This window comes from Epibacterium ulvae, assembly GCF_900102795.1.
Taxonomy (GTDB): Bacteria; Pseudomonadota; Alphaproteobacteria; order Rhodobacterales; family Rhodobacteraceae; genus Epibacterium; species Epibacterium ulvae.
Map to the genome: position 1 here is coordinate 166,098 of NZ_FMWG01000007.1, position 24,024 is coordinate 190,121.

General features: G+C 54.3%; 20 protein-coding genes. 5 read left to right on the forward strand and 15 right to left on the reverse strand.

The features are described 5' to 3' along the window. Positions 1-139: 139 nt before the first annotated feature. Positions 140-1,144 carry a LacI family DNA-binding transcriptional regulator gene (locus tag BLP79_RS12535; protein ID WP_090219453.1) on the reverse strand — a complete coding sequence of 335 codons (1,005 nt, stop codon included), beginning with the start codon at positions 1,142-1,144 and terminating at the stop codon, positions 140-142. A gap of 148 nt (positions 1,145-1,292) precedes the next feature. Between BLP79_RS12535 and gap the strand changes: the two genes are divergently transcribed. Further along, a complete protein-coding gene (gene gap, locus BLP79_RS12540) occupies positions 1,293-2,294 on the forward strand; it encodes a type I glyceraldehyde-3-phosphate dehydrogenase (protein WP_090219454.1) in 1,002 nt (333 codons plus the stop codon). Positions 2,295-2,512: 218 nt separating this feature from the next. On the opposite strand, the gene BLP79_RS12550 is transcribed toward gap, so the two are convergent. Genes BLP79_RS12550 through BLP79_RS12560 form a run of 3 tightly spaced genes read right to left on the reverse strand, consistent with a single transcriptional unit; the run spans position 2,513 to position 4,727 of the window. Then, positions 2,513-3,316 carry an ABC transporter substrate-binding protein gene (locus BLP79_RS12550; protein ID WP_090219458.1) on the reverse strand — a complete coding sequence of 268 codons (804 nt, stop codon included), beginning with the start codon at positions 3,314-3,316 and terminating at the stop codon, positions 2,513-2,515. Continuing rightward, positions 3,313-4,023, reverse strand: a complete 711-nt coding sequence (locus BLP79_RS12555) for an ATP-binding cassette domain-containing protein (protein WP_090219459.1) — start codon at positions 4,021-4,023, stop codon at positions 3,313-3,315. Before BLP79_RS12555 ends, BLP79_RS12550 begins: the two co-directional genes overlap by 4 nt. After that, positions 4,023-4,727, reverse strand: a complete 705-nt coding sequence (locus BLP79_RS12560) for an ABC transporter permease (RefSeq protein WP_090219555.1) — start codon at positions 4,725-4,727, stop codon at positions 4,023-4,025. Before BLP79_RS12560 ends, BLP79_RS12555 begins: the two co-directional genes overlap by 1 nt. Before the next feature lie 556 nt (positions 4,728-5,283). Between BLP79_RS12560 and zwf the strand changes: the two genes are divergently transcribed. Genes zwf through eda form a run of 3 tightly spaced genes read left to right on the forward strand, consistent with a single transcriptional unit; the run spans position 5,284 to position 9,251 of the window. Then, positions 5,284-6,738, forward strand: a complete 1,455-nt coding sequence (zwf, locus tag BLP79_RS12565) for a glucose-6-phosphate dehydrogenase (RefSeq protein WP_090219461.1) — start codon at positions 5,284-5,286, stop codon at positions 6,736-6,738. Between the two features lie 49 nt (positions 6,739-6,787). Then, positions 6,788-8,596, forward strand: coding sequence for a phosphogluconate dehydratase (edd, locus tag BLP79_RS12570; RefSeq protein ID WP_090219463.1), 1,809 nt, complete (start codon positions 6,788-6,790; stop codon positions 8,594-8,596). Between the two features lie 4 nt (positions 8,597-8,600). Next, positions 8,601-9,251: a bifunctional 4-hydroxy-2-oxoglutarate aldolase/2-dehydro-3-deoxy-phosphogluconate aldolase gene (gene eda / locus BLP79_RS12575; protein ID WP_090219464.1), complete on the forward strand. Its 651-nt coding sequence runs from the start codon at positions 8,601-8,603 to the stop codon at positions 9,249-9,251. A gap of 41 nt (positions 9,252-9,292) precedes the next feature. On the opposite strand, the gene BLP79_RS12580 is transcribed toward eda, so the two are convergent. From BLP79_RS12580 to rpoB, 6 genes are all read right to left on the reverse strand, one after another. Next, positions 9,293-10,327 (reverse strand): AbrB family transcriptional regulator, encoded by a 1,035-nt coding sequence (locus BLP79_RS12580; protein WP_090219466.1) that lies wholly within the window; start codon positions 10,325-10,327, stop codon positions 9,293-9,295. A gap of 55 nt (positions 10,328-10,382) precedes the next feature. After that, on the reverse strand, positions 10,383-10,613 hold the full coding sequence (locus tag BLP79_RS12585; RefSeq protein ID WP_090219468.1) for a DUF1127 domain-containing protein: 231 nt from the start codon (positions 10,611-10,613) through the stop codon (positions 10,383-10,385). A 184-nt stretch (positions 10,614-10,797) separates the two neighbouring features. Beyond that, complete coding sequence (locus BLP79_RS12590; protein ID WP_232716461.1) at positions 10,798-11,988, reverse strand: GAK system CofD-like protein; 1,191 nt, start codon at positions 11,986-11,988, stop codon at positions 10,798-10,800. 227 nt (positions 11,989-12,215) lie between these two features. Beyond that, positions 12,216-16,457 carry a DNA-directed RNA polymerase subunit beta' gene (rpoC, locus tag BLP79_RS12595; protein WP_090219471.1) on the reverse strand — a complete coding sequence of 1,414 codons (4,242 nt, stop codon included), beginning with the start codon at positions 16,455-16,457 and terminating at the stop codon, positions 12,216-12,218. Next, complete coding sequence (locus BLP79_RS12600) at positions 16,454-16,738, reverse strand: hypothetical protein (RefSeq protein WP_090219472.1); 285 nt, start codon at positions 16,736-16,738, stop codon at positions 16,454-16,456. The genes rpoC and BLP79_RS12600 overlap by 4 nt, the downstream gene beginning before the upstream one ends. Then, positions 16,738-20,874 (reverse strand): DNA-directed RNA polymerase subunit beta, encoded by a 4,137-nt coding sequence (gene rpoB / locus BLP79_RS12605; protein ID WP_090219473.1) that lies wholly within the window; start codon positions 20,872-20,874, stop codon positions 16,738-16,740. The genes BLP79_RS12600 and rpoB overlap by 1 nt, the downstream gene beginning before the upstream one ends. Between rpoB and BLP79_RS19705 the strand changes: the two genes are divergently transcribed. Then, on the forward strand, positions 20,873-21,019 hold the full coding sequence (locus BLP79_RS19705) for a hypothetical protein (RefSeq protein ID WP_157843986.1): 147 nt from the start codon (positions 20,873-20,875) through the stop codon (positions 21,017-21,019). The two genes, rpoB and BLP79_RS19705, sit on opposite strands and share 2 nt — an antisense overlap. Before the next feature lie 137 nt (positions 21,020-21,156). Here BLP79_RS19705 and rplL read toward each other — a convergent pair whose 3' ends face one another. From rplL to rplK, 5 genes are all read right to left on the reverse strand, one after another. Beyond that, positions 21,157-21,531: a 50S ribosomal protein L7/L12 gene (gene rplL / locus BLP79_RS12610; RefSeq protein WP_090219556.1), complete on the reverse strand. Its 375-nt coding sequence runs from the start codon at positions 21,529-21,531 to the stop codon at positions 21,157-21,159. A gap of 80 nt (positions 21,532-21,611) precedes the next feature. Then, a complete protein-coding gene (rplJ, locus tag BLP79_RS12615) occupies positions 21,612-22,130 on the reverse strand; it encodes a 50S ribosomal protein L10 (RefSeq protein ID WP_090219475.1) in 519 nt (172 codons plus the stop codon). A gap of 250 nt (positions 22,131-22,380) precedes the next feature. After that, positions 22,381-22,569 (reverse strand): hypothetical protein, encoded by a 189-nt coding sequence (locus BLP79_RS12620; protein WP_090219476.1) that lies wholly within the window; start codon positions 22,567-22,569, stop codon positions 22,381-22,383. 114 nt (positions 22,570-22,683) lie between these two features. Continuing rightward, on the reverse strand, positions 22,684-23,382 hold the full coding sequence (gene rplA, locus BLP79_RS12625) for a 50S ribosomal protein L1 (protein ID WP_090219478.1): 699 nt from the start codon (positions 23,380-23,382) through the stop codon (positions 22,684-22,686). Position 23,383: 1 nt separating this feature from the next. Next, positions 23,384-23,809, reverse strand: coding sequence for a 50S ribosomal protein L11 (gene rplK, locus BLP79_RS12630; RefSeq protein WP_090219480.1), 426 nt, complete (start codon positions 23,807-23,809; stop codon positions 23,384-23,386). Positions 23,810-24,024 lie beyond the last annotated feature (215 nt).

Genomic DNA, 24,024 nt, shown 5'->3' on the forward strand with positions numbered 1-24,024 from the left:
TAGACTAGATCGGCAACAACTCTTGCAAAGATTCATTAATGCAACGTATCTCCATCATTAAATGGAATTAAAAAAACAACCTTAAGTTATTTCCCCAATTCAAATATCAAATAAAACACTGAAAGAAGGCGATAAAAAATCAAAGCGATTGGCCAGCACTAATCCTAGATTGCAGCACCTCATGCACGGCAAGTAAATTCCCGCCCTGTTCTCGGGCCTTCAATACGATCTCAGCCGCACGTTTGCCAATGGCCCGGCGGCAAGAATCAGTTGTCGCCAGCGGCAATGGTAAGCCCTGCAAAATCTCTAAATTGTTGAATCCTGCCAATGCGAGGTCATTGGGAATATTTAGTCCTGCAACCTGACAATGCATCATCCCGCCAACGCTCATCACATCACTTGAATAATAAATACACTCTATTTCAGGACTTCGCCGCAGCATGTCCGCAGTCAATTCACGCCCCGTTAAAATAGAGGATCCCCCCGAAAACAATTCTTGATCCGAAAGCTGCACCCCTTGATCTGTCAGCTCTGCAACAAAACCGTCAAATCTCTTTTTCGCACGGAAGTCTTGCGGCATTTTGGTGCCAATAAACCCAATCCGCCGATAGCCACGCGCTAGCATTTCACGCGCCATCAAACGCCCCGCTTCCAAATGCGAGATGCCAACGCAATGTCCGACTGGATCCCCATCTGTGTCCATAATCTCCACCACGGGGCAATCTGCCTGCGCCAGCATCTTACGAGTTGTTTCAGTGTGCTCCAACCCCGCGACAATCAAACCAGACGGGCGCCAGCTAAGCATTTCACGAATGACCTCTTCTTCTTCAGCCAGATCATAGCCTGAAACCCCCACCACAGGTTTTAATGGGCTATTCGCCAAAGTCTCGGAAACCCCCGATAAGACTTCCGGGAAAACAAAGCTGTTCAACGAGGGCACCACAACCGCTACCAGGTTAACCGATTTAGAAGACAGCGATCCTGCAATACGATTGGGCACATAGCCGTGACTCTGCGCGATGCGTTCCACCTTGGCCTTGGTCGCCTTGGACACATCCGGCGCGTCCCGCAAAGCACGCGAAGCGGTCATCTCGCTCACACCTGCAAGCTTGGCAATGTCTTTCAGCAATAATTTCTTAGTCATCTCAGGCCCACGCTCATGATTTTGACGGCGACTCTCCCCCCTCTAGCATCTTCGGGCTTGCTTTTGATCACCGTTAGCGATACCGGTACCGCAATCATCAACGATGTCCAACCGATATCACCCCAGATCTCTGTCGGAGGAAACGACTATGACCTTGAAAATTGCGATTAACGGCTTTGGCCGCATTGGCCGCAACGTACTGCGCGCTATCCTGGAAAATGACGTGCAGGACATTGAAGTTGTTGCTGTAAACGACCTCTCCCCACCAGAAACTCTGGCGCATCTTTTGCAGTATGACAGTGTGCATGGTCGTCTCGCGGACGCTGTCAGCATCGAGGGTGATGTTATGCGCGTCGGCAAACAGTCCATCCGCCTGACTGCGATTCGCAACCCGGAAGAGCTGCCATGGTCAGATGTCGATATTGCATATGAATGCACCGGCCTGTTCACCTCACGCGATGGCGCAGCCAAGCATCTGGCAAATGGCTCCAAGCGCGTTTTGATCTCTGCTCCGGGGAAAGAAGTCGACCGCACCGTGGTCTTTGGTGTGAACGATGGCGATCTGACCGCCGATGATGTGATCGTGTCAAACGCGTCCTGCACCACAAACTGTCTTGCCCCTCTGGCCAAAGTTCTCGACGATGCCTTTGGGATCAAAACCGGCTACATGACCACTATTCATGCCTATACCGGTGACCAGCCAACACATGACACCACGCACAAGGATCTCTACCGTGCGCGTGCGGCAGCAATGTCGATGATCCCCACGTCAACAGGTGCCGCGCGTGCCATCTCAGAGGTCCTACCCCACTTGAAGGGCCGCTTGGAAGGCTCCGCAATCCGCGTCCCCACACCAAATGTGTCGCTGGTTGACCTGACATTCGTCCCAGAAAAAGACGCATCACTGGAAGGCATCAACGCAGCAATCAAAGAAGCTGCAGAAGGTCCATTAAAAGGCATTCTGGCCTATTCAGATGCGCCTCTGGTCTCCGTTGATTTCAACCATGATGCACATTCTTCTAGCTATGCACCTGCCCAAACCTCTGTCACAAGCGAAGGCTTGGTCCGGGTTGTCAGCTGGTACGACAATGAATGGGGTTTCTCGAACCGCATGCTGGACACAGGCCGTGCAATGGGCAAGTTCCTGTAATTAGCTCATAGCCAGATTAAACAGCAAGGTCGTTCTTCTCCAGAGCGGCCTTTTTACATTGAACATCCTCTGCCACCTTGCCGGGTCCAACCAAGTCTTCCCCACCGCTGCAACAGCCACAACCGCGCCGGACCTAAGTCCGGCGCTCGGCCCAACGCTTTTGAGATTATCTTTGATGATCACCAAAGGGGCGGGAGCCCTCCCCTTTTATAAAAACGCTAACGCACCGCGTTGAATACAAACAGTGTTTTACCCTCTATCTGATAGCCATCTATCAATTCTTCCGCCTTGGCAGAGATCAACCAAGCGTCCAGCGCGTGCGCCAGATCCTTTTGTACATGCGGGTGTTTCACAGCGCTTACGGGCAAATAAGAATACTGATTAAACAGGGCTTTATCCCCTTCAAAAACGATGGAAAGTCCTTGTTGGTTCCCAAAATTCAACCAGCTGGCACGGTCTGCAAGAATATAGGCATCCAATGCAGCTGCTGTATTCAACGCCGCCCCCATGCCTGCGCCAACAGCACGATACCATGAAGAAAACGCATCTGGCCGCTCTCCGGCCCTCACCCAAAGCGACAGCTCTTTCTTATGTGTCCCGCTGTCATCTCCGCGACTGACAAAATCCGCACCTGCTGCCGCAATCTGTCGAAAAGCGTCCTCCACCCGCGTCGCCCCTCTTACACCAGCGGGATCAGCCCCCGGCCCGACAATGATAAAGTCATTATACATGATTTCACGCCGATAGGCGGCATGACCCTCAGCGATAAACGTCTCTTCTGCAGCCCGTGCATGAACCAGGATCGCATCGACATCCCCCGCAGCCCCAAGACGCAACGCCTGTCCTGTGCCCACGACCAAAAGCTGCAGGTCAATCCCCAGATCCTTTTCAATTTCAGGCACCAGCACATCTGCTAGACCAGAATTGTTAAACGAGGTGGTTACCGCTAGCTTCAAGACATCCGCCCGTACACTTGTGGCCAGAAGAAGGCCCGCAATCAACGCGTAGATCAGGTGTTTCATTCTACAATATCCCCTCTGACAAAGGCCTGCGCCGCTTCTGATGCAGGTCTTTCAAAAAACGTGGTCGCTGCTGTGGCTTCTTCAATGCGGCCCTTGTGCAAGAACACCACCTCATCTGCCAGACGTCGTGCCTGTCCCATATCATGTGTGGACATGATCAGCCGTGTTCCTGCCGCGACGGCTTCGCCAAGTAGGGCTTCAATCTCGCGGGTTGCGCGCCCATCCAAGGCGGCGCAGGGTTCGTCCAGAAACAACACCTCTGGTGCACGGATCAACGCCCGGGCCAAAGCCAGTTTTTGCCGCTCCCCACCAGACAGGCCCAGCGCCGCGCGCTCTGCCGCCTCCCCCAGACCGATCCGTGTTGCCCAAGTATAAGCACGCATGCGCGCATCAGCCCGTTTTATCCCTGCAAGGCGCAACGGATAGGCAATATTTTCAACCACGCTGCGCCGCATCATGACAGGCGTTTGAAATACAAAGGCCTGTTTTGCACGCGCCTCAGCCAAAGCGCAGCCATAGTGCAAATGCCCCCCACGCAAGCGTTCGATGCCGTGTAAAAGCTTTAACAGCGAGGTTTTTCCGGCACCATTTGGCCCCATCACAATGGTGATGCCTGCGCCTTCAATGGTCAGATCAACAGGGCCAACCAGCACCTTACTGCGTCTGCGCGCTGTGGCCCCTTTGGCCCTGATCGGTAATACCGCCATCACCAACGCCCTCCGCGTTCCGTTTGGCCAAGCCAATGGATGCATAGGTTCACAGCAACAGCCAAAGCAATCAGCACAAAACCTAGCCCCAGCGCCAATGAAAAGTCACCACGCCCGGTTTCAAGCGCAATCGCCGTGGTCAACACACGGGTGGCGTGGTCGATATTTCCCCCCACCACCATGATCGCGCCGACCTCACCAATCGCACGACCAAATCCAGCAAGCGCAGCTGTTAACAGCGCGCGCCGCCCGTCCCAGAGCAAGGTTGTGATGCGTTGAAACGGAGTGGCATTCAACGAAATCAGCAAGTCGTGATAATCGCTCCACAACTCCCGTAGAGATTGGTGGGCAATCGAGGCAATCAACGGCACGATAATCACCACTTGGGCGATGATCATTGCAGTGGGGGTGAACAACAACCCAAGCACCCCAAACGGGCCAGAACGAGACAGTAAAACATAGACAATCAAGCCCACAACGACAGGTGGCAATCCCATCAATGCATTTAGTACAGCAATTGTGGCACGGCGCAGCCGAAAGCGGCGCACAACCAAAACTGCAGCAAGGGGCAGCGCAATCAAACAAGCCAGCACCAACGCACTGAGCGTGACCTGCAGTGACCGCAAGGTGATTTCGACCAGATCGCGATCCAGCGAGGCCACCAGCCAGAAGGCTCGCAGAATGCCATCCCATAGATCCGTCATTGCGTCATCATCTCGTTTGTTTCGTCTACTGCGAAAAATCGCCTGTTGATCAAAAGCACAAGGACGCGGTGCACAATAGAGTAAAACCGACGTATAAATCATTTCTTTGGACGCAAAGCACATCCGTGCTGTCACTCTTTGCGATGTTAGCGCACGCTGCCTTGGCAACGCGTTTCGCTGCGAAACGTCAAAGCCCAGACGCATATGGGTAAACACGAGCTACAGAGACAGGCATAGCTAACCGATCCAAGGTTTCTTCTGAGATCTGACAAAAGAGAGGTTACTTTTAACTCCGTTAGCGCTAACGTTCACACGAACCCTAACCGCGATTCGTTTCACATGTCGCATGAGTGAGCACCCGGAGCCATGACGCAGCGCATGCAGCACAAATTGCAGCAGATTGCACAGTTCAGACCGGGTGTTATTGCTTGGGTTACCAATGCCAAGTACATGCCAACAGTGTGGAAAAAGGTTCAAAACCTGACACTCCACATCATCGGCATCTGCCGTACAATGGACCTTTTCTGCCCATCTTAAGAAAGGCGCGCGTACCCTCATGGTCTCAAGAGTTATCCCAGTTGACACCTTTGATCTGGTGCTGTTTGGCGCCACCGGTGATCTTGCCCGTCGCAAAATTCTTCCCAGCTTGTTTCACCGCTATAAAATCGGCCAGTTTGATAAAACCTGCCGCGTGATTGGAGCGTCGCGCAGTGTCTTGACGCAAGACGGATTTCGCGATCTTGTCACCGAAGCCCTGCAAACCTATGGCCATCCTGACGATACCAACAGCACAGATATCGCGGCTTTTGTCAGCTTGCTTGACTATGTGGCGATAGATGCAAAAGGCGACGACGGCTGGACCGATCTGGCAGAACACCTGCGCCCGGATGTTGTTCAGGCCTTCTACCTGTCCGTCGCACCAAGCCTGTTTGCAGATATCGCCGGGCGTTTGAAATCCAAGAAAATTGCCACAGCTGACAGCCGGATCGTGGTGGAAAAGCCATTTGGCCATGATCTGGCCTCAGCCAAAGCCCTAAACGCCGCTTTGGGGGCGCATTTCGAAGAGCATCAAATCTACCGGATTGACCACTATCTGGGCAAAGAAACCGTGCAAAACCTAATGGCGCTGCGCTTTGCCAATTCCCTGTTTGAACCGCTTTGGAACTCGTCCCAGATTGATCACGTTCAGATCACAGTTGCCGAAAGCATCGGCGTCGAAGGACGCGGTGAATATTATGATAGATCAGGTGCTATGCGTGATATGGTGCAAAACCACCTGATGCAGCTTTTGTGTCTGACAGCGATGGAGCCTCCGGCCCGGTTTACGCCCAATGCAGTGCGCAATGAGAAACTGAAAGTCATCGAAGCCTTGGAACCTGTGGCGCAGGACGAAATCGCGCGTGGGCAATATCGCGCCAGCGCCGAAGGCGGCGACGGGTATCTGGATCATGCGGGCGATCCAAACAGCAAGACTGAGAGTTTCATTGCGATGAAGGTCAAGGTTGCCAACTGGCGCTGGAATGGCACGCCCTTTTATCTGCGCACCGGCAAATGCCTGCGCGCGAGAGAATCTGAGATTGCCGTCTTTTTCCGCGCGCCCCCACACAACATCTTTGATGCAGGAAAGCCGGTTGCCGGCAATGTGCTGGTAATCCGCCTGCAGCCCGACGAAGGCATCACGCTGCACACAACAATCAAAGACCCCGGCCCCGGCGGTATGCGCCTGACAACCGCCAAACTGGACATGACCTTTGCCGACAGCCTGCCCGAAGCGGGGCGTCCTCAAGATGCCTATGAACGGCTGATCATGGACGTGATCCGCGGCAATCAGACCCTGTTTATGCGCGGCGACGAGGTAGAGGCCGCCTGGAACTGGGCAGATCCGCTGATTAAAGGCTGGAATGACGCAGGCACTGCACCTCAGTCTTATGATCAAGGATCATCAGGCCCAGAGGACAGCCTGCTGTTGATGCATCGCGACAACCGACGCTGGCGCGAGATCAGCACATGATTTCTGTTTTCCCTCTCGCCACCGATCTTTTCCCAAAGGCAGCTCTCTCATGACGTTGAATGCAACTCTTCTTTCGGTGACCAATCGGATCATCGCACGCAGCGAAACAACACGTGGCACCTATCTGGAGCGCATGCGCGCCGCAGCCTCCAAAGGCCCTGCCCGCGCGCATCTCAGCTGTTCTGGACAGGCCCACGCCTATGCGGCCACGGGCGAAGATCAGGACCATCTGGCAACCTCATCCGCTGGGCATCTTGGCATTGTCACCGCCTATAACGATATGCTGTCTGCACATCAGCCCTTTGAAACATACCCTGCAAAAATCCGTGACGCCGTGCGCAGCGCGGGCGGCACTGCGCAGGTTGCAGGCGGCGTGCCTGCAATGTGTGATGGCGTGACCCAAGGGGAAGCGGGGATGGAGCTGTCCTTGTTTTCCCGCGACGTGATCGCCATGGCAACGGGCGTCGCACTTAGCCACAATGTGTTTGATGCCAGCGTCTATCTGGGGGTCTGTGACAAAATCGTGCCCGGGTTGGTGATCGGCGCGCAGTCTTTTGGCCACTTGCCAGCCGTGTTCCTGCCCGCAGGCCCGATGACATCGGGTCTCAGCAATGATGAAAAGGCCAAAACCCGCGTTGCCTTTGCCAAAGGTGAAATCGGACGGGATGCATTGTTAAAAGCCGAAATGGCCGCCTATCATGGCCCCGGCACCTGCACCTTTTATGGTACGGCCAACACCAACCAGATGCTGATGGAGTTTATGGGGCTGCATTTGCCCGGCTCCTCTTTTGTGACGCCCGGCACCCCCCTGCGTGAGGCGCTTACAAAAGAAGGCGCAAAACGCGCGCTGTCCCTGTCGGCGCTTGGCAATAGCTATACACCTGTCTGTGATATTCTGGATGAAAAAGCCTATGTAAACGGCATTGTGGGCCTGATGGCATCGGGCGGGTCAACCAACCTGCTGATCCACCTTGTGGCAATGGCCCGTGCGGGTGGTATCATTCTGGACTGGCAGGATTTTTCAGAACTCTCTGATGTGGTCCCGCTGCTCGCCCGTGTCTATCCCAACGGGCTGGCTGATGTGAACCATTTCCATGCTGCCGGTGGTCTGGGATATATGATCGGCCAGCTTCTGGGCGCTGGTTACCTGCACCCGGACACTAAAACTGTGGCAGGCGATGGTCTTGAAAACTATACGCAAGAACCTTTCCTTGAAAATGACGAATTAATCTGGCGCAAGGGCACAGAGAGCAGCCTGAATGACGCCATAGTGCGCCCCGCCACAAATCCGTTTCAGGCAACAGGCGGGCTGAAACGCCTGCATGGTTCTTTGGGCACGGGTGTAATCAAAGTATCTGCCGTTGCCGAAGAACACCGGGTCGTCGAGGCACCTGTCCGTGTGTTCCATGACCAAGATGCGGTAAAGGCGGCATTTAAAGCGGGAGAATTCACCGGCGACACGATTGTTGTTGTGCGCTTTCAGGGACCAAAGGCCAACGGCATGCCGGAGCTGCATTCACTGACCCCGATGCTGGCGATCTTGCAAGGACAGGGCAAAAAGGTTGCGCTGGTCACAGATGGGCGCATGTCTGGCGCATCCGGCAAGGTGCCGGCTGCGATCCATGTCGTTCCCGAAGCTTTGGACGGTGGCCCAATTGCCAAACTGCAAGACGGTGATCTTGTCCGTATGGATGCGATCAGTGGAAACCTTGAAATCCTGACCGACGGCGTGTTGGAGCGCGCAGCGGTCACTGCGGACCTTTCAGCCAATGAATTTGGTACGGGCCGCGATCTGTTTACTGCCTTCCGCCGCAGCGTTGCCTCGGCTGATGAAGGCGCAAGCGTATTTGGAGTATAACCCCATGCCAATCACCCCAACAGAAGCCAGCGCGCAGGCTCGCGAAATCTGCGGTCTTGCGCCAATTGTCCCCGTGCTTGTGGTACATGATGTGACCCATGCCCGCCCTCTCGCCGAAGCATTGGTGGCCGGTGGCCTGCCTGCGCTGGAAGTCACGTTGCGTACACCGGCGGCCTTGGATGTCATCGCTGAGATGGCCAAAGTTGAAGGCGGCGTTGTTGGCGCGGGCACGCTTGTGACCCCTGATGATGTCACCAAAGCAATCGAGGCAGGTGCAAAATTCGGCGTCTCGCCTGGTGCAACCGATCCATTGCTGGATGCCTGCGAAGCACAGGGGCTGCCGCTTTTACCAGGGGCGGCAACGGCGTCTGAAGCCATGGCGTTGCTTGCGCGTGGCTATGACATGCTTAAATTCTTCCCGGCCGAGGCCTCGGGCGGTGCCCCTGCCCTAAAAGCGATTGGAGCACCACTGCCGCAAATTTCGTTCTGCCCAACAGGCGGGGTGAGCCCGAAAAACGCTGCGACCTATCTGTCTTTGTCCAACGTCGTCTGCGCCGGCGGCAGCTGGGTGGCCCCCAGCGATCTGGTCAAAGCAGGCGATTGGGCTGCGATCACTTCGCTTGCAAAAGAAGCCAGCCAGCTGGCCCGTGCATAGAGTGATCTGAAAGAGGCTTTGGGGCGATCTTGCCCCAAAGATCAGGAGGTCGGCCCTGACGTTTGACGCGTCATGAATGGGACCAGCACAGTCAAAAGCAGCAAGCGCGCCAGATGATGCGCTGCAACAAACGCAGGATCCATACCTAAGGCGATGCCGATTGCAGCCATCGCCTCAACTCCGCCAGGGGCAAAAGCAACGATCCCCTGTGGCCAGGACACGCCCAGACCAAATGCCACCACTGCAACGGCCAAAAGCGTCACTGCAATGTTGACACATGTAATCCAAAGCCCTGCCACAACAGCGCGCCGCAGTTCAGCCCATTGCACTCCAACAAAACGACTGCCGATCAAAGCGCCCATGCCCATCAAAGATCCTGCAACGATAAAATCGGGAAGACGTCCTGGGGTTACGTCGGTGGCATGACCAAAGATGCTCACCACCATCCCAGCAAGCAGAAAGGCGGCGGGCAACCGCAATCGGTTCAATACCAAACCTGCAACAACAGCGGCCCCCACAAGCAATGCCATTGGAAGGACCGGCATGAGTGTGGCTGGTAAAATTGTACGTCCTGTTGCGCCAAACAGGCCTGCAACAAGGGCTGGCACACACAGGGTGAGAAACAGCACGCGAATGCTCTGGCTGATGGCCACCATCGGAACATCAAGCCGCGCGTCTGCTGCAATGCTTAGAACATAGCTCAGATGTCCAGGCGCCGCCGCAAGTGTTGCTGTGCGGCGATCATATCCAAACCATCTGCTTAACGTTATTTGCGACACGCTCATTGCAAACACAAGGGCGACGGCCAAGACAGCAATACTCAGCGGCCAATTGATTGCGCTGCGCAGCATCTCGGGGGTAACAGCAGTTCCGATGTTAATGCCCAACAGGCACAAGATGAGATTGCGCACAGGTAGGGGCAAAGGCACGCGTGCGCCCAGCAGGCTGGAAATGGATACGGCAAGCGCAGATCCAGTCAGCGGCGCAACTGGAAATCCAATCTGATGGAATACAAACGCACCAAGGCACGCAGACGCAATCCCGATAAAGGATCTAACAGTGTCAGAGATCTGCATTCAGTATCATTCGCCTTTCGCGCCCTGCTCCTTGGGTTGTGATACCTTGCGCGCCTTACAACGTCCAGTTCTGGAGCATCACGCGAGAGGCGATCTCATCGCGTTTCATACCTAGATCATGCAGCTGCGCATCGGACAAGGCACTGAGATGTTGGATGGTTTGCAACTGAAAACGTGCACGCATGATAGCTTCGATACCCCGCACAACTGCAACAAAAGGAAACACCGTGATCGATGCAATGTTCCACATTGCAGACGGGACAGTTTGGGTCGCAAATGATGTCATGTCACTTTACTCCTCAGACAAATTGGCTCTCCCTGAAAAAGATTTTACATCAATCACCCCATTATGAGCACGCCCGACTTAGTCATAGCCGCCATGCGTCTGGTGGGCTGTGCAACATGAAGCACCAGTTAGACAGCACCGGGTGCGCAAGGCAGCAGCAAGCGCAAGGCTCAGACCCGGTGCATTAGGCGCTCAAAGATACAAGCGCCTCACAGACCCGCTCAGGTGCGTAGACGTCTGGGCGGTCAGGAGACACCAGTGGAACGCTAAGACAGGGGACACAAAACCGGTCTTCAACCTCTGCCCGCTCTTGTGGGGTAACATGCGTCGGATCGCACAGCACCGCGGACAACAGATCCGACACTGCAGGTTGCGCCAAGAAATCAGCACTTAGAACAGACAAAAGCGCCTCGACCTTGGCCGCGAGGGTCATCCCCGGACACTCGGGATCCGTCCCCAATCCGGGAAGATAAAGCTTTGGCCCTTTATGGTCTGCAATTGCCTGCCCTGTCCCTGCGGGCAAAAGCGCTGCAAACAGACTGCTATACAGGCTTCCCGGCGCATAACAAATCAGATCTGCGGCTTGAATATGGGATCGATTACTATGGGGCAGCGGCACAGTTTCACGCGCCACCCGTTGTCCATGACGCATCAGATAGAGGTCTGAAATCGGGGACGCAATCGGGGGCACCTCTTTTCCGGTCATCTGGCGTTGGCCGATGATTTCCTGTCCGTTCTCCAGTACCGCCGCCAGATCCAACGTTTGGTCCACCGCCGCATGAACCCGCCCTTTTACATCCACCAAACGTGACATCAACTGCAGTGCGGGTTCCAATGTCCGGCCCGTCGAAAGATACCCCCCGGTCAGGATCAAATTACCGATGCTTGCGCCAACAAGGTTAAATCCAGCCGGACAAGCTGCGGTGAAGCCGTGCAACAATTCAAGGATCGTCCTCCGCAGCCTGTCATCAATATGCGCGAGCAACGGATGCGTTCCGCGTAAAAGGTCTGAAAACTCAGCCTGCAAGAGGTCATCCGAACTGGTCTTTGGCAATCTATGTGTGAACAGCCGATAGACCTCTGGTTGCCCTGAACCCTCTTCATTTGCGAGCGCCATCAAACGGCTACGCAGGTCACCGACCGCCGGCATATCAAAGGTATTACGCAACACTTGCGAACTGCCACCACTGTCAAACGGTGTGATCAAATGAACCGAATTATATGTGTATTGCTTCAGATTTCTCGCGATTTCATTCAACGCGCTTCCGCCACTAAAAAACAAAAGCTTTGGTCCAAGCTCCGGCTGCGCTTTTGCTTCTGCAATCCGACCTGCATCTGGCACAACCGCCTGACGGTTCAGGGTGATGTTTACCACGCGCTGTAACTCTCCACACCTCGGGCCTGGACCTTCTGCGTGTCTCAAGCACTCATTAACGTCCCCTACCCTAAGGCCTTCCTTCCTGCGCAACAATAGCATCAGCCAAAGGGTGGACGGACATCGGCATCATGTTGCTCCTCCATCAAAAACGCCTGCCCGACACAGGGTCGAGCAGGCGTAAATTTTACATACGTTCAACGTGGTACGTTGAAGACGGATTGGTATCAGTCGCGGCTTTCTGGCGTCTCCACCAGATTGTCCAACTCTGCTCCAAAGGCGTCTTCATCCATAACCGGCGCTGCCAAAGCCGCAGCAGCTGCTGCTTCTTCACGGCGAGCTTCCAGCACAACATTGTCACGCGAGACGGCAACCTGACGCATACGCTGCGTTGCCCCACCCGTACCGGCTGGGATCAGACGGCCCACGATGACGTTCTCTTTCAGGCCAACCAGTTTGTCGCGTTTGCCCTGAACCGAAGCTTCGGTCAGAACGCGGGTGGTTTCCTGGAACGACGCCGCCGAGATGAACGAACGGGTCTGCAGCGATGCTTTGGTGATACCCAAGAGGATCGGCTCGCCTTTGGCTGGGCGCTTGCCGCGCGCAATCGCCTTTTCATTGGCCAGGTCGAACTCTTGTTTGTCCACGTGCTCACCTTTCAGCAGCGTGGTTTCACCAGAGTCTGAGATCTCCCACTTTTGCAGCATCTGGCGAACGATCACCTCGATGTGCTTGTCGTTGATCTTCACACCTTGCAGACGGTAAACATCCTGAACCTCGTCGATCATGTAGTTCGCCAGAGCTTCGACACCCATGATGGACAGGATGTCATGCGGCGCTGGGTTACCATCCATGATGTAATCACCCTTCTGGACGAAGTCACCTTCCACAACTGGGATGTGCTTGCCTTTGGGCACCATGTATTCGACGGTCTCCATGCTTTCATCTGCAGGCTCAATCGAGATGCGACGCTTGTTCTTATAGTCGCGGCCAAAGCGCACGTAACCATCAATTTCGGCGATGATCGCGTGGTCTTTTGGACGACGCGCTTCGAACAGTTCCGCAACGCGCGGCAGACCACCGGTAATGTCTTTGGTTTTTGCACCTTCACGCGGAATACGCGCAACAACGTCACCGGCGTGGATGGTCTGGCCATCTTCACACGACAGAATTGCATCCACAGACATTGGGTAGGTCAATGGATTGCCTAGATCATTGCGAACTGGTTCACCGCTACCATCCACCAGAATAATCTCTGGTTTCAGATCCGACCCCTTAGGTGCTGAGCGCCAGTCGATCACGATCTTCTGGGTCATACCGGTTGCTTCGTCGGTTTCTTCGCGCACAGCAAGGCCAGCGACCAGATCGACATATTTCGCAACACCGGCTTTTTCGGCGATGATTGGAAGCGTGTAAGGATCCCATTCATACAGTTTGTCGCCGCGCGAAATCGCCTGACCTTCTTTGACGAACAGCTTGGAGCCGTAGCCCAGCTTGTGGCTGGCGCGCTCTTCGCCGTGCTCGTCCTGAATGATCAGTTTCATGTTACGGCCAACAACCAAGGTCTCACCGTTCGAGTTTTCCAAGGTGTTGGGGTTCTCGAATACGATCTTACCTTCTTGTGAAGCTTCCTGGAAGGACTGCTGACCACCCTGCGCAACACCACCAATGTGGAAGGTCCGCATGGTCAGCTGTGTACCGGGTTCACCGATTGATTGCGCCGCGATAATACCAACCGCTTCGCCTTCGTTCACCTGCGTACCGCGTGCAAGGTCACGACCATAGCACATGGCGCAGACGCCCTCTTCGCTTTCACAGGTCAGCGGTGAGCGAATACGGGTGGACTGAACACCTGCTTCTTCAACAGCGTCCGCCATGCGTTCGTCGATCATGGTCCCTGCAGCAACAATCACCTCATCGGTGCCGGGGCGACAGATATCATCCGCTGCAACACGACCCAGAAGACGCTCGCCAAGGCTTGCAACCACTTCACCATCATTGACAGCCGCCTCAGCGGTGATCGCACGCTCGGTGCCACAGTCATGCTCGCGCACGATGCAGTCTTGCGCAACGTCAACCAGACGACGGGTCAGGTAACCGGAGTTCGCAGTTTTCAAAGCGGTATCTGACAGACCCTTACGGGCACCGTGGGTGGAGTTGAAGTACTCCAGAACGGTCAGACCTTCTTTAAAGTTCGAGATGATCGGGGTTTCGATGATGTCGCCGTTTGGCTTTGCCATCAGACCGCGCATCCCGCCCAGCTGTTTCATCTGTGTGACCGAGCCACGCGCACCAGAGTGGGCCATCATGTAAACCGAATTTGGTTCCATAACCGCGCCATCGTCATCGCGTTTATCCGCAGAGATGGTGCCCATCATCGCATCGGTGACTTTGTCGTTACACTTTGACCATGCATCGACAACTTTGTTGTACTTTTCACCCTGCGTGATCAGGCCGTCCATGTACTGCTGTTCAAAGTCTTTCACCTGATCGCGTGTTTCATCAACCAGTGTCCATTTGTCATCAGGGATGACCATGTCATCCTTACCAAACGAGATACCGGCCTTGAACGCTTCACGGAAGCCCATGGTCATGATCTGGTCACAGAAGATAACCGACTCTTTCTGACCGCAATAACGGTAGACAGTATCGATGACCTGCTGAACTTCTTTCTTCCGCAGAAGGCGGTTTACCAGTTCAAATGGAGCTTTGACGTTTTTCGGCAGGAGCGCACCCAACAGGACACGGCCTGGTGTGGTTTCAAAGCGTTTTTGAACCTCGTTGCCTTCTTCGTCGATCTGAACGATCCGTGCGGTGATTTTCGTGTGCAGGTGCACTTCACCCGCGTCCAGCGCGTGCTGCACTTCTTCGATCGCACCAAAGACCTTGCCTTCGCCTTTCATGCCCTCACGTTCAAGAGTCACATAGTAAAGACCCAAGATCATATCCTGTGACGGAACAATGATCGGCGCACCGTTCGCAGGTGACAGAACGTTGTTGGTGGACATCATCAGAACGCGCGCTTCCAGCTGTGCCTCAAGGCTCAGCGGGACGTGAACCGCCATCTGGTCACCGTCGAAGTCCGCGTTAAACGCCGAACAGACCAGCGGGTGCAGCTGGATAGCTTTACCTTCGATCAGCGTGGGTTCAAACGCCTGAATACCAAGACGGTGCAGCGTTGGCGCACGGTTCAGCATGACAGGGTGTTCGCGGATGACTTCGTCCAGAATATCCCAAACTTCGGGACGCTCTTTTTCCACCAATTTCTTGGCTTGCTTCACAGTCGAAGACAGGCCTTTGGCTTCAAGACGGCTGTAGATGAACGGCTTGAACAGTTCGAGCGCCATCTTTTTGGGCAAGCCACATTGATGCAGCTTGAGTTCAGGACCAGTCACAATAACCGAACGACCAGAGAAGTCGACGCGTTTCCCCAAAAGGTTCTGACGGAAACGACCCTGCTTACCTTTCAACATGTCAGACAGCGATTTCAGCGGACGCTTGTTGGCGCCAGTGATCACGCGGCCACGACGACCGTTGTCGAACAATGCGTCTACAGATTCCTGCAGCATCCGCTTTTCGTTACGAACGATAATATCAGGCGCGCGCAGTTCGATCAGACGCTTCAAACGGTTGTTCCGGTTGATCACACGACGATAAAGATCGTTCAGATCTGATGTCGCAAAGCGACCACCATCCAGCGGCACCAGTGGGCGCAGTTCTGGTGGGATCACAGGGATCACGGTCATGATCATCCATTCAGGGCGGTTGCCGGATTCCAAGAAGGATTCCACAACTTTCAAACGCTTGATGATCTTTTTGGGTTTCAGCTCACCGGTCGCTTCGGCCAGTTCAGCACGCAGCGTTTCCGCTTCGGCTTCCAGATCAATCATCGACAGCATTTCACGGATCGCTTCCGCGCCAATGTTGGCGGTGAAGGCATCCATGCCGTACTGGTCTTGCGCGTCCATGTATTCTTCTTCGGTCATCATCTGGCCGAACTGCAGGTCGGTCAGACCGGGTTCGATGACAACGTAGTTTTCGAAATACAGAACCCGTTCCAGGTCACGCAGGGTCATGTCCAGCATCAGGCCGATGCGGGAAGGCAGCGATTTCAGGAACCAGATATGGGCGACGGGTGACGCCAGTTCGATATGGCCCATACGCTCACGGCGTACTTTTTGAAGCGTAACTTCAACACCACATTTCTCGCAGACAACGCCGCGATATTTCATGCGCTTATATTTGCCACACAGACATTCATAATCTTTGATCGGGCCAAAGATACGCGCGCAGAACAGACCGTCACGTTCGGGTTTGAATGTGCGGTAGTTGATGGTCTCAGGCTTTTTGATTTCGCCATAAGACCATGAAAGAATACGTTCAGGCGATGCCAGCGAGACTTTGATTTCATCAAAGACTTTTGGCGGCGTCAGCGGGTTGAACGGGTTGTTAGTAATTTCCTGGTTCATTGGATGTCCTTTGCAGGCTCTGTGCAGCTAAAGAAGTGCACTGAATGGGTAATGACTGGGAGAAAACGGTTGGTCTCAATAGGCGCGAAGGACGAATCCTTATCAACACCACAAGCGACACGCACCTTTTTCTGCGCGGTTTCGATTGAAGAGAAGGCCCCGACACGAACCACGCCGCTATCGGAACCGTCTTGAAACTCAATGGCTGTGCAGCCCGAAATTGCGACCGACGCGAAACCAGTCACTAACTTCGGCAACACTGCACAACCAAAGCGTTGCATTACTCCTCGCCCTCCGCATCCAGGAGTTCCATATTCAGGCCGAGGCCACGGACTTCTTTCACCAGAACGTTGAACGATTCTGGGATGCCCGCTTCAAAGTTGTCCTCGCCCTTGACGATGCTTTCATAGACCTTGGTCCGGCCTGCAACGTCGTCCGATTTAACGGTGAGCATTTCCTGCAGGGTATAGGCAGCGCCGTAAGCTTCCAGAGCCCAGACCTCCATTTCCCCGAATCGCTGACCACCGAACTGCGCCTTACCACCCAATGGCTGCTGGGTAACCAGCGAGTATGGGCCAGTTGAACGCGCGTGGATTTTGTCATCCACAAGGTGGTGCAGTTTCAGCAGGTATTTAATACCCACGGTCACAGGACGTGCGAATTGTTCACCAGTGCGACCATCAAACAGGATCGATTGACCGCTTTCCGAGAAGCCAGCACGGATCAGAGCGTCGTTGACGTCATCTTCCTTGGCCCCATCGAAAACAGGTGTCGCGATTGGAACACCACGGGTCACGTTGCCCGCTGCTTCCAACAGCTCGCCTTCGTCCATATCAGCCAGACCTTCAGCGTAGACGTCATCGCCATAAGCATGTGCCATGGTTTCACGTACAGGCGTCAGATCACCCGAGCGGCGATATTCCTGCAGCGCATCGTCAACCTTGATGCCCAGACCGCGTGCGGCCCAGCCCATATGGGTTTCAAGGATCTGACCAACGTTCATACGCGATGGAACACCCAGCGGGTTCAGACAGAAATCAACCGGTGTACCATCTGCAAGGAACGGCATGTCTTCCATGGGAACAACTTTGGAGATAACACCTTTGTTCCCGTGGCGACCCGCCATTTTGTCGCCCGGCTGCAGCTTACGCTTCACCGCGATGAAGACTTTGACCATCTTCATCACACCTGGTGGCAGATCGTCGCCGCGACGGACTTTTTCGACCTTGTCTTCAAAACGCGCATCCAGAGCACGTTTCTGTGCTTCGTACTGCTCGTTCAGAGCCTCAACCACCTGGGCTGCGGCTTCGTCTTCGACGGCAAGCATCCACCACTGACCGCGCGGCAGCATATCAAGCAGCTCTTCAGTGATGGCCGCATTTGGTGCAACACCCCGTGGGCCTTTGACGGCGGTTTGACCCAAAAGCATACCATGCAGACGCGCGTAAATGTTGCGATCCAGAATGACGAGTTCGTCATCGCGGTCACGTGCCAAGCGTTCCACTTCGTCACGTTCGATCTGCAAGGCACGCTCGTCTTTTTCCACACCGTGGCGGTTAAAGACGCGGACCTCAACCACGGTGCCATAGTCACCGGGCTTCACGCGCATAGAGGTATCTCGCACGTCTGAAGCTTTTTCACCAAAGATCGCACGCAGCAGCTTTTCTTCTGGAGTCATTGGCGATTCACCTTTGGGGGTGATCTTACCAACCAGAATATCGCCGGGTTCTACGTCAGCACCGATATAAACAATGCCTGCCTCGTCAAGGTTGCGCAGCGCTTCTTCACCAACGTTTGGAATATCGCGGGTGATTTCTTCTGGGCCAAGCTTGGTGTCACGGGCAGCGACTTCAAACTCTTCGATGTGAACCGAGGTAAAGACATCATCACGTGCGATACGTTCCGAAATCAGGATCGAGTCTTCATAGTTGTAACCGTTCCAAGGCATAAACGCGACGACCACGTTTTTACCCAGAGCCAGTTCACCCATATCCGTTGACGGCCCATCAGCGATGATTTCGCCTTTAACGACAGTGTCGCCTACTTTTACCAGCGGACGCTGGTTGATGCAGGTGTTCTGGTTCGAACGCTGGAATTTGCGCATGCGGTAGATATCTACGCCCGCATCCCCCAGTTCCAGGTCCGAGGTCGCACGAATAACGATACGCTGTGCATCAACCTGGTCGATAATGCCTGCGCGTTTCGCCTGAATCGCAGCGCCTGAATCGATCGCCACTTTTTCTTCGATACCGGTGCCAACCAGCGGCGCCTCTGCACGCAGCAATGGAACCGCCTGACGTTGCATGTTCGAGCCCATAAGAGCGCGGTTCGCGTCGTCGTTTTCGAGGAACGGGATCAAAGAAGCCGCAACAGAGACCAACTGCTTTGGGGACACGTCGATCAGATCAACTGCATCACGGGACGCCATGGTGTAGTCGCCCGCTTGGCGGGTGTTGACCAGCTCGTTGTCAAAACGACCGGTTTCATCCAGCTTCGCGTTCGCCTGCGCAACAGTGTGGCGCATCTCTTCGGTGGCGGACATGTAGTGCACTTCATCCGTCACCTGACCTTCGATCACCTTGCGGTAAGGTGTTTCGATAAAGCCATATTTGTTGACACGAGCAAAGGTCGCCAAAGAGTTGATCAGACCAATGTTTGGACCTTCCGGCGTTTCAATCGGACACATCCGACCGTAGTGGGTCGGGTGAACGTCGCGCACCTCAAAGCCTGCGCGCTCGCGGGTCAAACCGCCGGGGCCAAGCGCCGAGAGACGACGCTTATGCGTCACTTCAGACAGCGGGTTGGTCTGGTCCATGAACTGCGACAGCTGTGAAGAGCCGAAGAATTCACGCACAGCCGCAGCCGCTGGTTTCGCATTGATCAAGTCCTGAGGCATGATCGTGTCGATTTCGACAGAGGACATACGCTCTTTGATCGCGCGCTCCATGCGCAACAGACCAACGCGGTATTGGTTTTCCATCAGTTCACCAACCGAACGCACACGACGGTTGCCGAGGTGGTCGATGTCATCGATGTCGCCACGGCCATCACGCAGATCAACCAGCGCTTTGATGCAAGAGATGATGTCTTCCTTGCGCAGGGTGCGCATGGTGTCTTCGGCATCCAGAGCCAGACGCATGTTCATTTTCACGCGACCAACAGCAGACAGGTCATAACGCTCGCTGTCAAAGAACAGGGTCTCAAACAGTGCAGAAGCGGCTTCAACGGTGGGTGGCTCACCCGGACGCATCACACGGTAGATATCCATGAGCGCGGTATCGCGACCCATGTTCTTATCCTGCGCCATGGTATTGCGCATGTAAGGACCAACATTGACGTTGTCGATGTCGAGAACCGGAATATCGGTGATACCCGCATCCAACAGCTCTTTCAAAGAGCCGCCGATCAGATCGCCGTCTTTGTCATATTCCAGCGTCAGCTCATCACCGGCTTCAACATAGATCGCGCCGTTTTCTTCGTTGATGATGTCTTGGGAGACATATTTACCAACGATATGATCAAAAGGCACCAGCAGTTCAGTGATATTGCCTTCGTCGATCATCTTTTTCACGGCACGAGGCGTAACTTTCTTGCCTGCTTCGCAGATGATTTCGCCAGTGCCGGCATCCACCAGATCATAGGTAGGACGTGTGCCACGCACGCGTTCTGGGAAGAACGGAGTGACCCAGCCCCGGTTCTTTTCCAGCTTAAAGCTGACGGTGTTATAGTAGGCATTCATGATGCCTTCCTGATCCAGCCCCAGTGCATAAAGCAGGGTGGTCACAGGCAGTTTACGACGACGGTCGATGCGCGCGTAAACGATATCTTTTGCGTCGAATTCGAAATCCAACCAAGAGCCGCGATACGGGATGATGCGGCATGCAAACAGCAGTTTACCGGATGAGTGTGTTTTGCCTTTGTCGTGATCAAAGAACACACCAGGAGAACGGTGCATCTGAGACACGATCACACGCTCGGTGCCATTCACAACGAAGGTACCATTTGGCGTCATCAAGGGCATATCGCCCATAAAGACGTCTTGTTCTTTGATGTCTTTCACCGATTTTGCGCCGGTGTCTTCATCCACATCAAAGACAATCAAACGCAGTGTAACCTTCAGCGGTGCGCTGTAGGTCATGTCGCGTTGCATACATTCTTCAACGTCGTATTTTGGTTTTTCCAGATCGTACTTCACGAACTCCAAAATGGAGGTTTCGTTGAAATCCTTAATTGGGAATACGGACTGGAACACGCCCATGATGCCTTCGCCGTCTGTCGGCTGTGCTGCATCACCAGAGCGTAGAAAAAGATCATAAGAGGATTTTTGCACCTCAATGAGGTTCGGCATTTCCAAAACTTCACGGATTTTGCCGTAGTATCTGCGTAGACGTTTCTGGCCAAGGAACGTTTGAGCCATGTCAGATATCACCTTTCGAGTGTTCTCACCAGAACAAGAGCACCGCCGGGCCCCGGCACCTTGTCCATACGAGACAGTGGGGTTGGATCAATTCATGGCCGTCGTCCCGAATGGCGGCCTCCCGATCCTGCAAACCTCACCTTAGAAAAAACCCTTAACAAAAGGCCTTTACTGAGACAGGTTAGGCTGGACCTAGGGTTCCCTAGATCCAGCCAATAACTTGGGAGCATTGCTACAACTTCTAAGCGAAATTGAAAGCGATATTTTCTCCCAAATAAGCGCTTAGGCCAGCTCGACTTCCGCGCCAGCTGCTTCCAGCTTCGCTTTGATGTCTTCTGCTTCGGCTTTATCAACGCCTTCTTTGATCTTGCCGCCTTCTTCAACCAGACCTTTGGCTTCTTTCAGACCCAGGCCGGTGATGCCGCGTACTTCTTTGATCACGTTGATCTTAGATGCGCCAGCGTTCTTCAGAACGACGTCAAATTCGGTTTTTTCTTCTGCTGCTGCGCCGCCAGCGTCGCCACCAGCTGCCATGACAACTGCGCCGCCAGATGCGGGCTCGATGCCATACTCATCCTTCAGGATGGTTTTCAGTTCTTGTGCTTCCAGCAGGGTAAGACCAACGATGCTTTCCGCGAGTGCTTTCAGATCAGCCATTTTATCAGCTCTTTCCGTATAAAGTGTGTGTTTTTCCAACGTGTTGCCTAGGCCCACGCCAGTCATTCAGTTCCAACCGCTTATGCAGCTTCCGACTTTTCTTCGATGGTCGAAAGGATGCTCGCGATGTTGCTTGCAGGTGCGCCAATTGCGCCAGCGATGTTCGAAGCAGGTGCGCCCAGCATGCCTGCGATCTGAGCAATAAGCTCTTCGCGCGAAGGCAGTTTGGAAACGGCTTCAACACCGGCACGATCCAGTGCGTTTTCACCCATTGCACCACCAAGGATTTCGAACTTATCGTTCTCCTTGGCAAACCCTTCCGCGACTTTCGCAGCAGATACAGGGTCTTCGGAATAGGTGAGCACGGTCATCCCTGTCAGCAGGTCAGACATGCTTTCACACGGCTTACCCTCGAGGGCGATTTTGGCGAGCCTGTTCTTGGCAACACGCACAGAGCTGCCAGCTTCGCGCGCACGCGACCGCAGATCCTGCATCTCGGCAACTGTCAGACCAGCGTAGTGGGCTACGACCACAACGCCAGAGCTTTCAAAGATCTGGCCGAGTTCCTCGACCACCTGCTCTTTTTGTGCTCTATCCACAGTTCTCTCCAAGTTTTGGGATACCTAGATATCCCGGCTCATGATTTGCCAGACCTTGTCACCAAGGCCGGGCGTTCAGGTCCGTTTTACGGGATGAGCCAAAATCACCCGAGGGCTAGAAATCCCTCGATCTTTTTGGTCGTTACCCGTCTCAGGAGGGAAATTAAGACCCGATCGACAGGCCACCCACCATCTTGGACGAATGCAGCAGCGCATACGACGAATCGCACGCTCAACTACAAGGCTGTCCTTAACGCCAATTGAAGGTTTTTCCAAGGGGCAATACCGCCAAGAACCACAGCAGTCCCTGATCGCAACCAAAATGCTGCGCTACGCGTTGATCCAACTTCACCACACGCCATGCCGCTGCCATGCGCCGCAACTCTAAACGCGCCAGAGCGCGCAAGGCCCGATGCGGCGCTTTGAGAACTCGCCCCAACTTATCCTCTTACCCTCTCAACCCTGCGTGTCTTGCAAAAGTCACAGCCTCGACACCACAAAAAAGGCGGCACCCTTTTGGGCACCGCCTCGCAAGCATCTATTCAGGAATAGATTACTCTGCTGCTGCGTTGTCGATATCGACAGTCACGCCAGGACCCATGGTCGAGGACAGAGCGATTTTCTTCATGTATGCGCCTTTGGCACCGGAAGGCTTCGCCTTGGAGACGGCCGCAACAAAAGCACGAATGTTTTCAACCAGCTTAGCCTCATCGAAGGACGCTTTACCAACGCCTGCGTGCACAACACCGCCTTTTTCAGCTTTGAACTGCACTTCGCCGCCCTTGGCTGCTTCCACAGCCGCTTTCACGTCCATGGTCACGGTGCCAACCTTAGGGTTTGGCATCAGGTTGCGTGGGCCAAGGATCTTACCAAGACGACCAACGATTGGCATCATGTCAGGCGTTGCGATGCAGCGATCGAAATCCAGGTTGCCGCCTTGTACAGCTTCCATCAGATCTTCTGCGCCCACAACATCTGCGCCAGCTGCTTTCGCTTCGTCAGCTTTTGGGCCACGTGCAAACACAGCAACGCGCATCGCTTTACCGGTGCCGTTTGGCAGACCGACAACGCCGCGTACCATTTGATCTGCGTGACGGGTGTCAACGCCCAGGTTCATCGCGATATCGATGGTTTCGTCAAATTTGCTTGTCGCATTGGCTTTGATCAGCGCAACAGCTTCTTCAACAGTCACCAGGCTTTTGCCAGCGAAAGCTTCGCGCGCCGCGCGGGTACGTTTACCGAGTTTCGCCATCTTACTTCACCTCGATGCCCATAGAACGGGCGGAGCCCAGGATGATCTGCATCGCCGCTTCGATATCATTGGCGTTCAGATCTTTCATCTTTGCTTCGGCGATTTCTTTCACCTGCGCAACGCTCACGGAACCAACAGTCTCACGTGAGGGGTTGTTTGCACCGGATTTCACCTTTGCGGCCTTCTTCAGGTAATAAGACGCAGGAGGCGTCTTGATGTCCATGGTAAAGGACTTGTCCTGATAGTAGGTAATCACGGTTGGGCACGGCGCGCCGGGCTCCAGTTCCTGTGTTTTTGCGTTAAACGCTTTACAGAATTCCATGATGTTGATGCCGCGCTGACCCAGCGCAGGACCTACTGGAGGCGATGGGTTTGCTTTACCTGCAGGAACCTGCAGTTTCATTGTACCAGCAAGCTTCTTGGCCATTTGGTGTTCCTTTCAACTCGGAGAAAACGCGTCTTCTCCAGCTCAATGTTGCGTGGTCCGAACCTTAGGTCGCGACCCAAGGGTCTTCCACAAGAGAATCTCGCCTGAAGACGATGAGGTGCCACTACACGAACAAGCAACGTTTGGCAAGCAAGGCGCTTTACAACCGCATAGAGCCCAATTTTAGAGTTCTGCGATCAACATTAATGCCCGCT

Coding starts and splice junctions, on each gene's coding strand:
- BLP79_RS12555 (WP_090219459.1), bottom strand. CDS start 4,023: ATGGCGGTATTACCGATCAGGGCCAAAGGGGCCACAGCGCGCAGACGC.
- BLP79_RS12585 (WP_090219468.1), bottom strand. CDS start 10,613: ATGACATCATTTGCGACCCAAACTGTCCCGTCTGCAATGTGGAACATT.
- BLP79_RS12600 (WP_090219472.1), bottom strand. CDS start 16,738: ATGCAACGCTTTGGTTGTGCAGTGTTGCCGAAGTTAGTGACTGGTTTC.
- edd (WP_090219463.1), top strand. CDS start 6,788: ATGACGTTGAATGCAACTCTTCTTTCGGTGACCAATCGGATCATCGCA.
- rplA (WP_090219478.1), bottom strand. CDS start 23,382: ATGGCGAAACTCGGTAAACGTACCCGCGCGGCGCGCGAAGCTTTCGCT.
- BLP79_RS12550 (WP_090219458.1), bottom strand. CDS start 3,316: ATGAAACACCTGATCTACGCGTTGATTGCGGGCCTTCTTCTGGCCACA.
- gap (WP_090219454.1), top strand. CDS start 1,293: ATGACCTTGAAAATTGCGATTAACGGCTTTGGCCGCATTGGCCGCAAC.
- BLP79_RS12560 (WP_090219555.1), bottom strand. CDS start 4,727: ATGACGGATCTATGGGATGGCATTCTGCGAGCCTTCTGGCTGGTGGCC.
- rpoB (WP_090219473.1), bottom strand. CDS start 20,874: ATGGCTCAAACGTTCCTTGGCCAGAAACGTCTACGCAGATACTACGGC.
- eda (WP_090219464.1), top strand. CDS start 8,601: ATGCCAATCACCCCAACAGAAGCCAGCGCGCAGGCTCGCGAAATCTGC.
- BLP79_RS19705 (WP_157843986.1), top strand. CDS start 20,873: ATGTCAGATATCACCTTTCGAGTGTTCTCACCAGAACAAGAGCACCGC.
- rplK (WP_090219480.1), bottom strand. CDS start 23,809: ATGGCCAAGAAGCTTGCTGGTACAATGAAACTGCAGGTTCCTGCAGGT.
- rpoC (WP_090219471.1), bottom strand. CDS start 16,457: ATGAACCAGGAAATTACTAACAACCCGTTCAACCCGCTGACGCCGCCA.
- BLP79_RS12535 (WP_090219453.1), bottom strand. CDS start 1,144: ATGACTAAGAAATTATTGCTGAAAGACATTGCCAAGCTTGCAGGTGTG.
- BLP79_RS12580 (WP_090219466.1), bottom strand. CDS start 10,327: ATGCAGATCTCTGACACTGTTAGATCCTTTATCGGGATTGCGTCTGCG.
- rplL (WP_090219556.1), bottom strand. CDS start 21,531: ATGGCTGATCTGAAAGCACTCGCGGAAAGCATCGTTGGTCTTACCCTG.
- zwf (WP_090219461.1), top strand. CDS start 5,284: ATGGTCTCAAGAGTTATCCCAGTTGACACCTTTGATCTGGTGCTGTTT.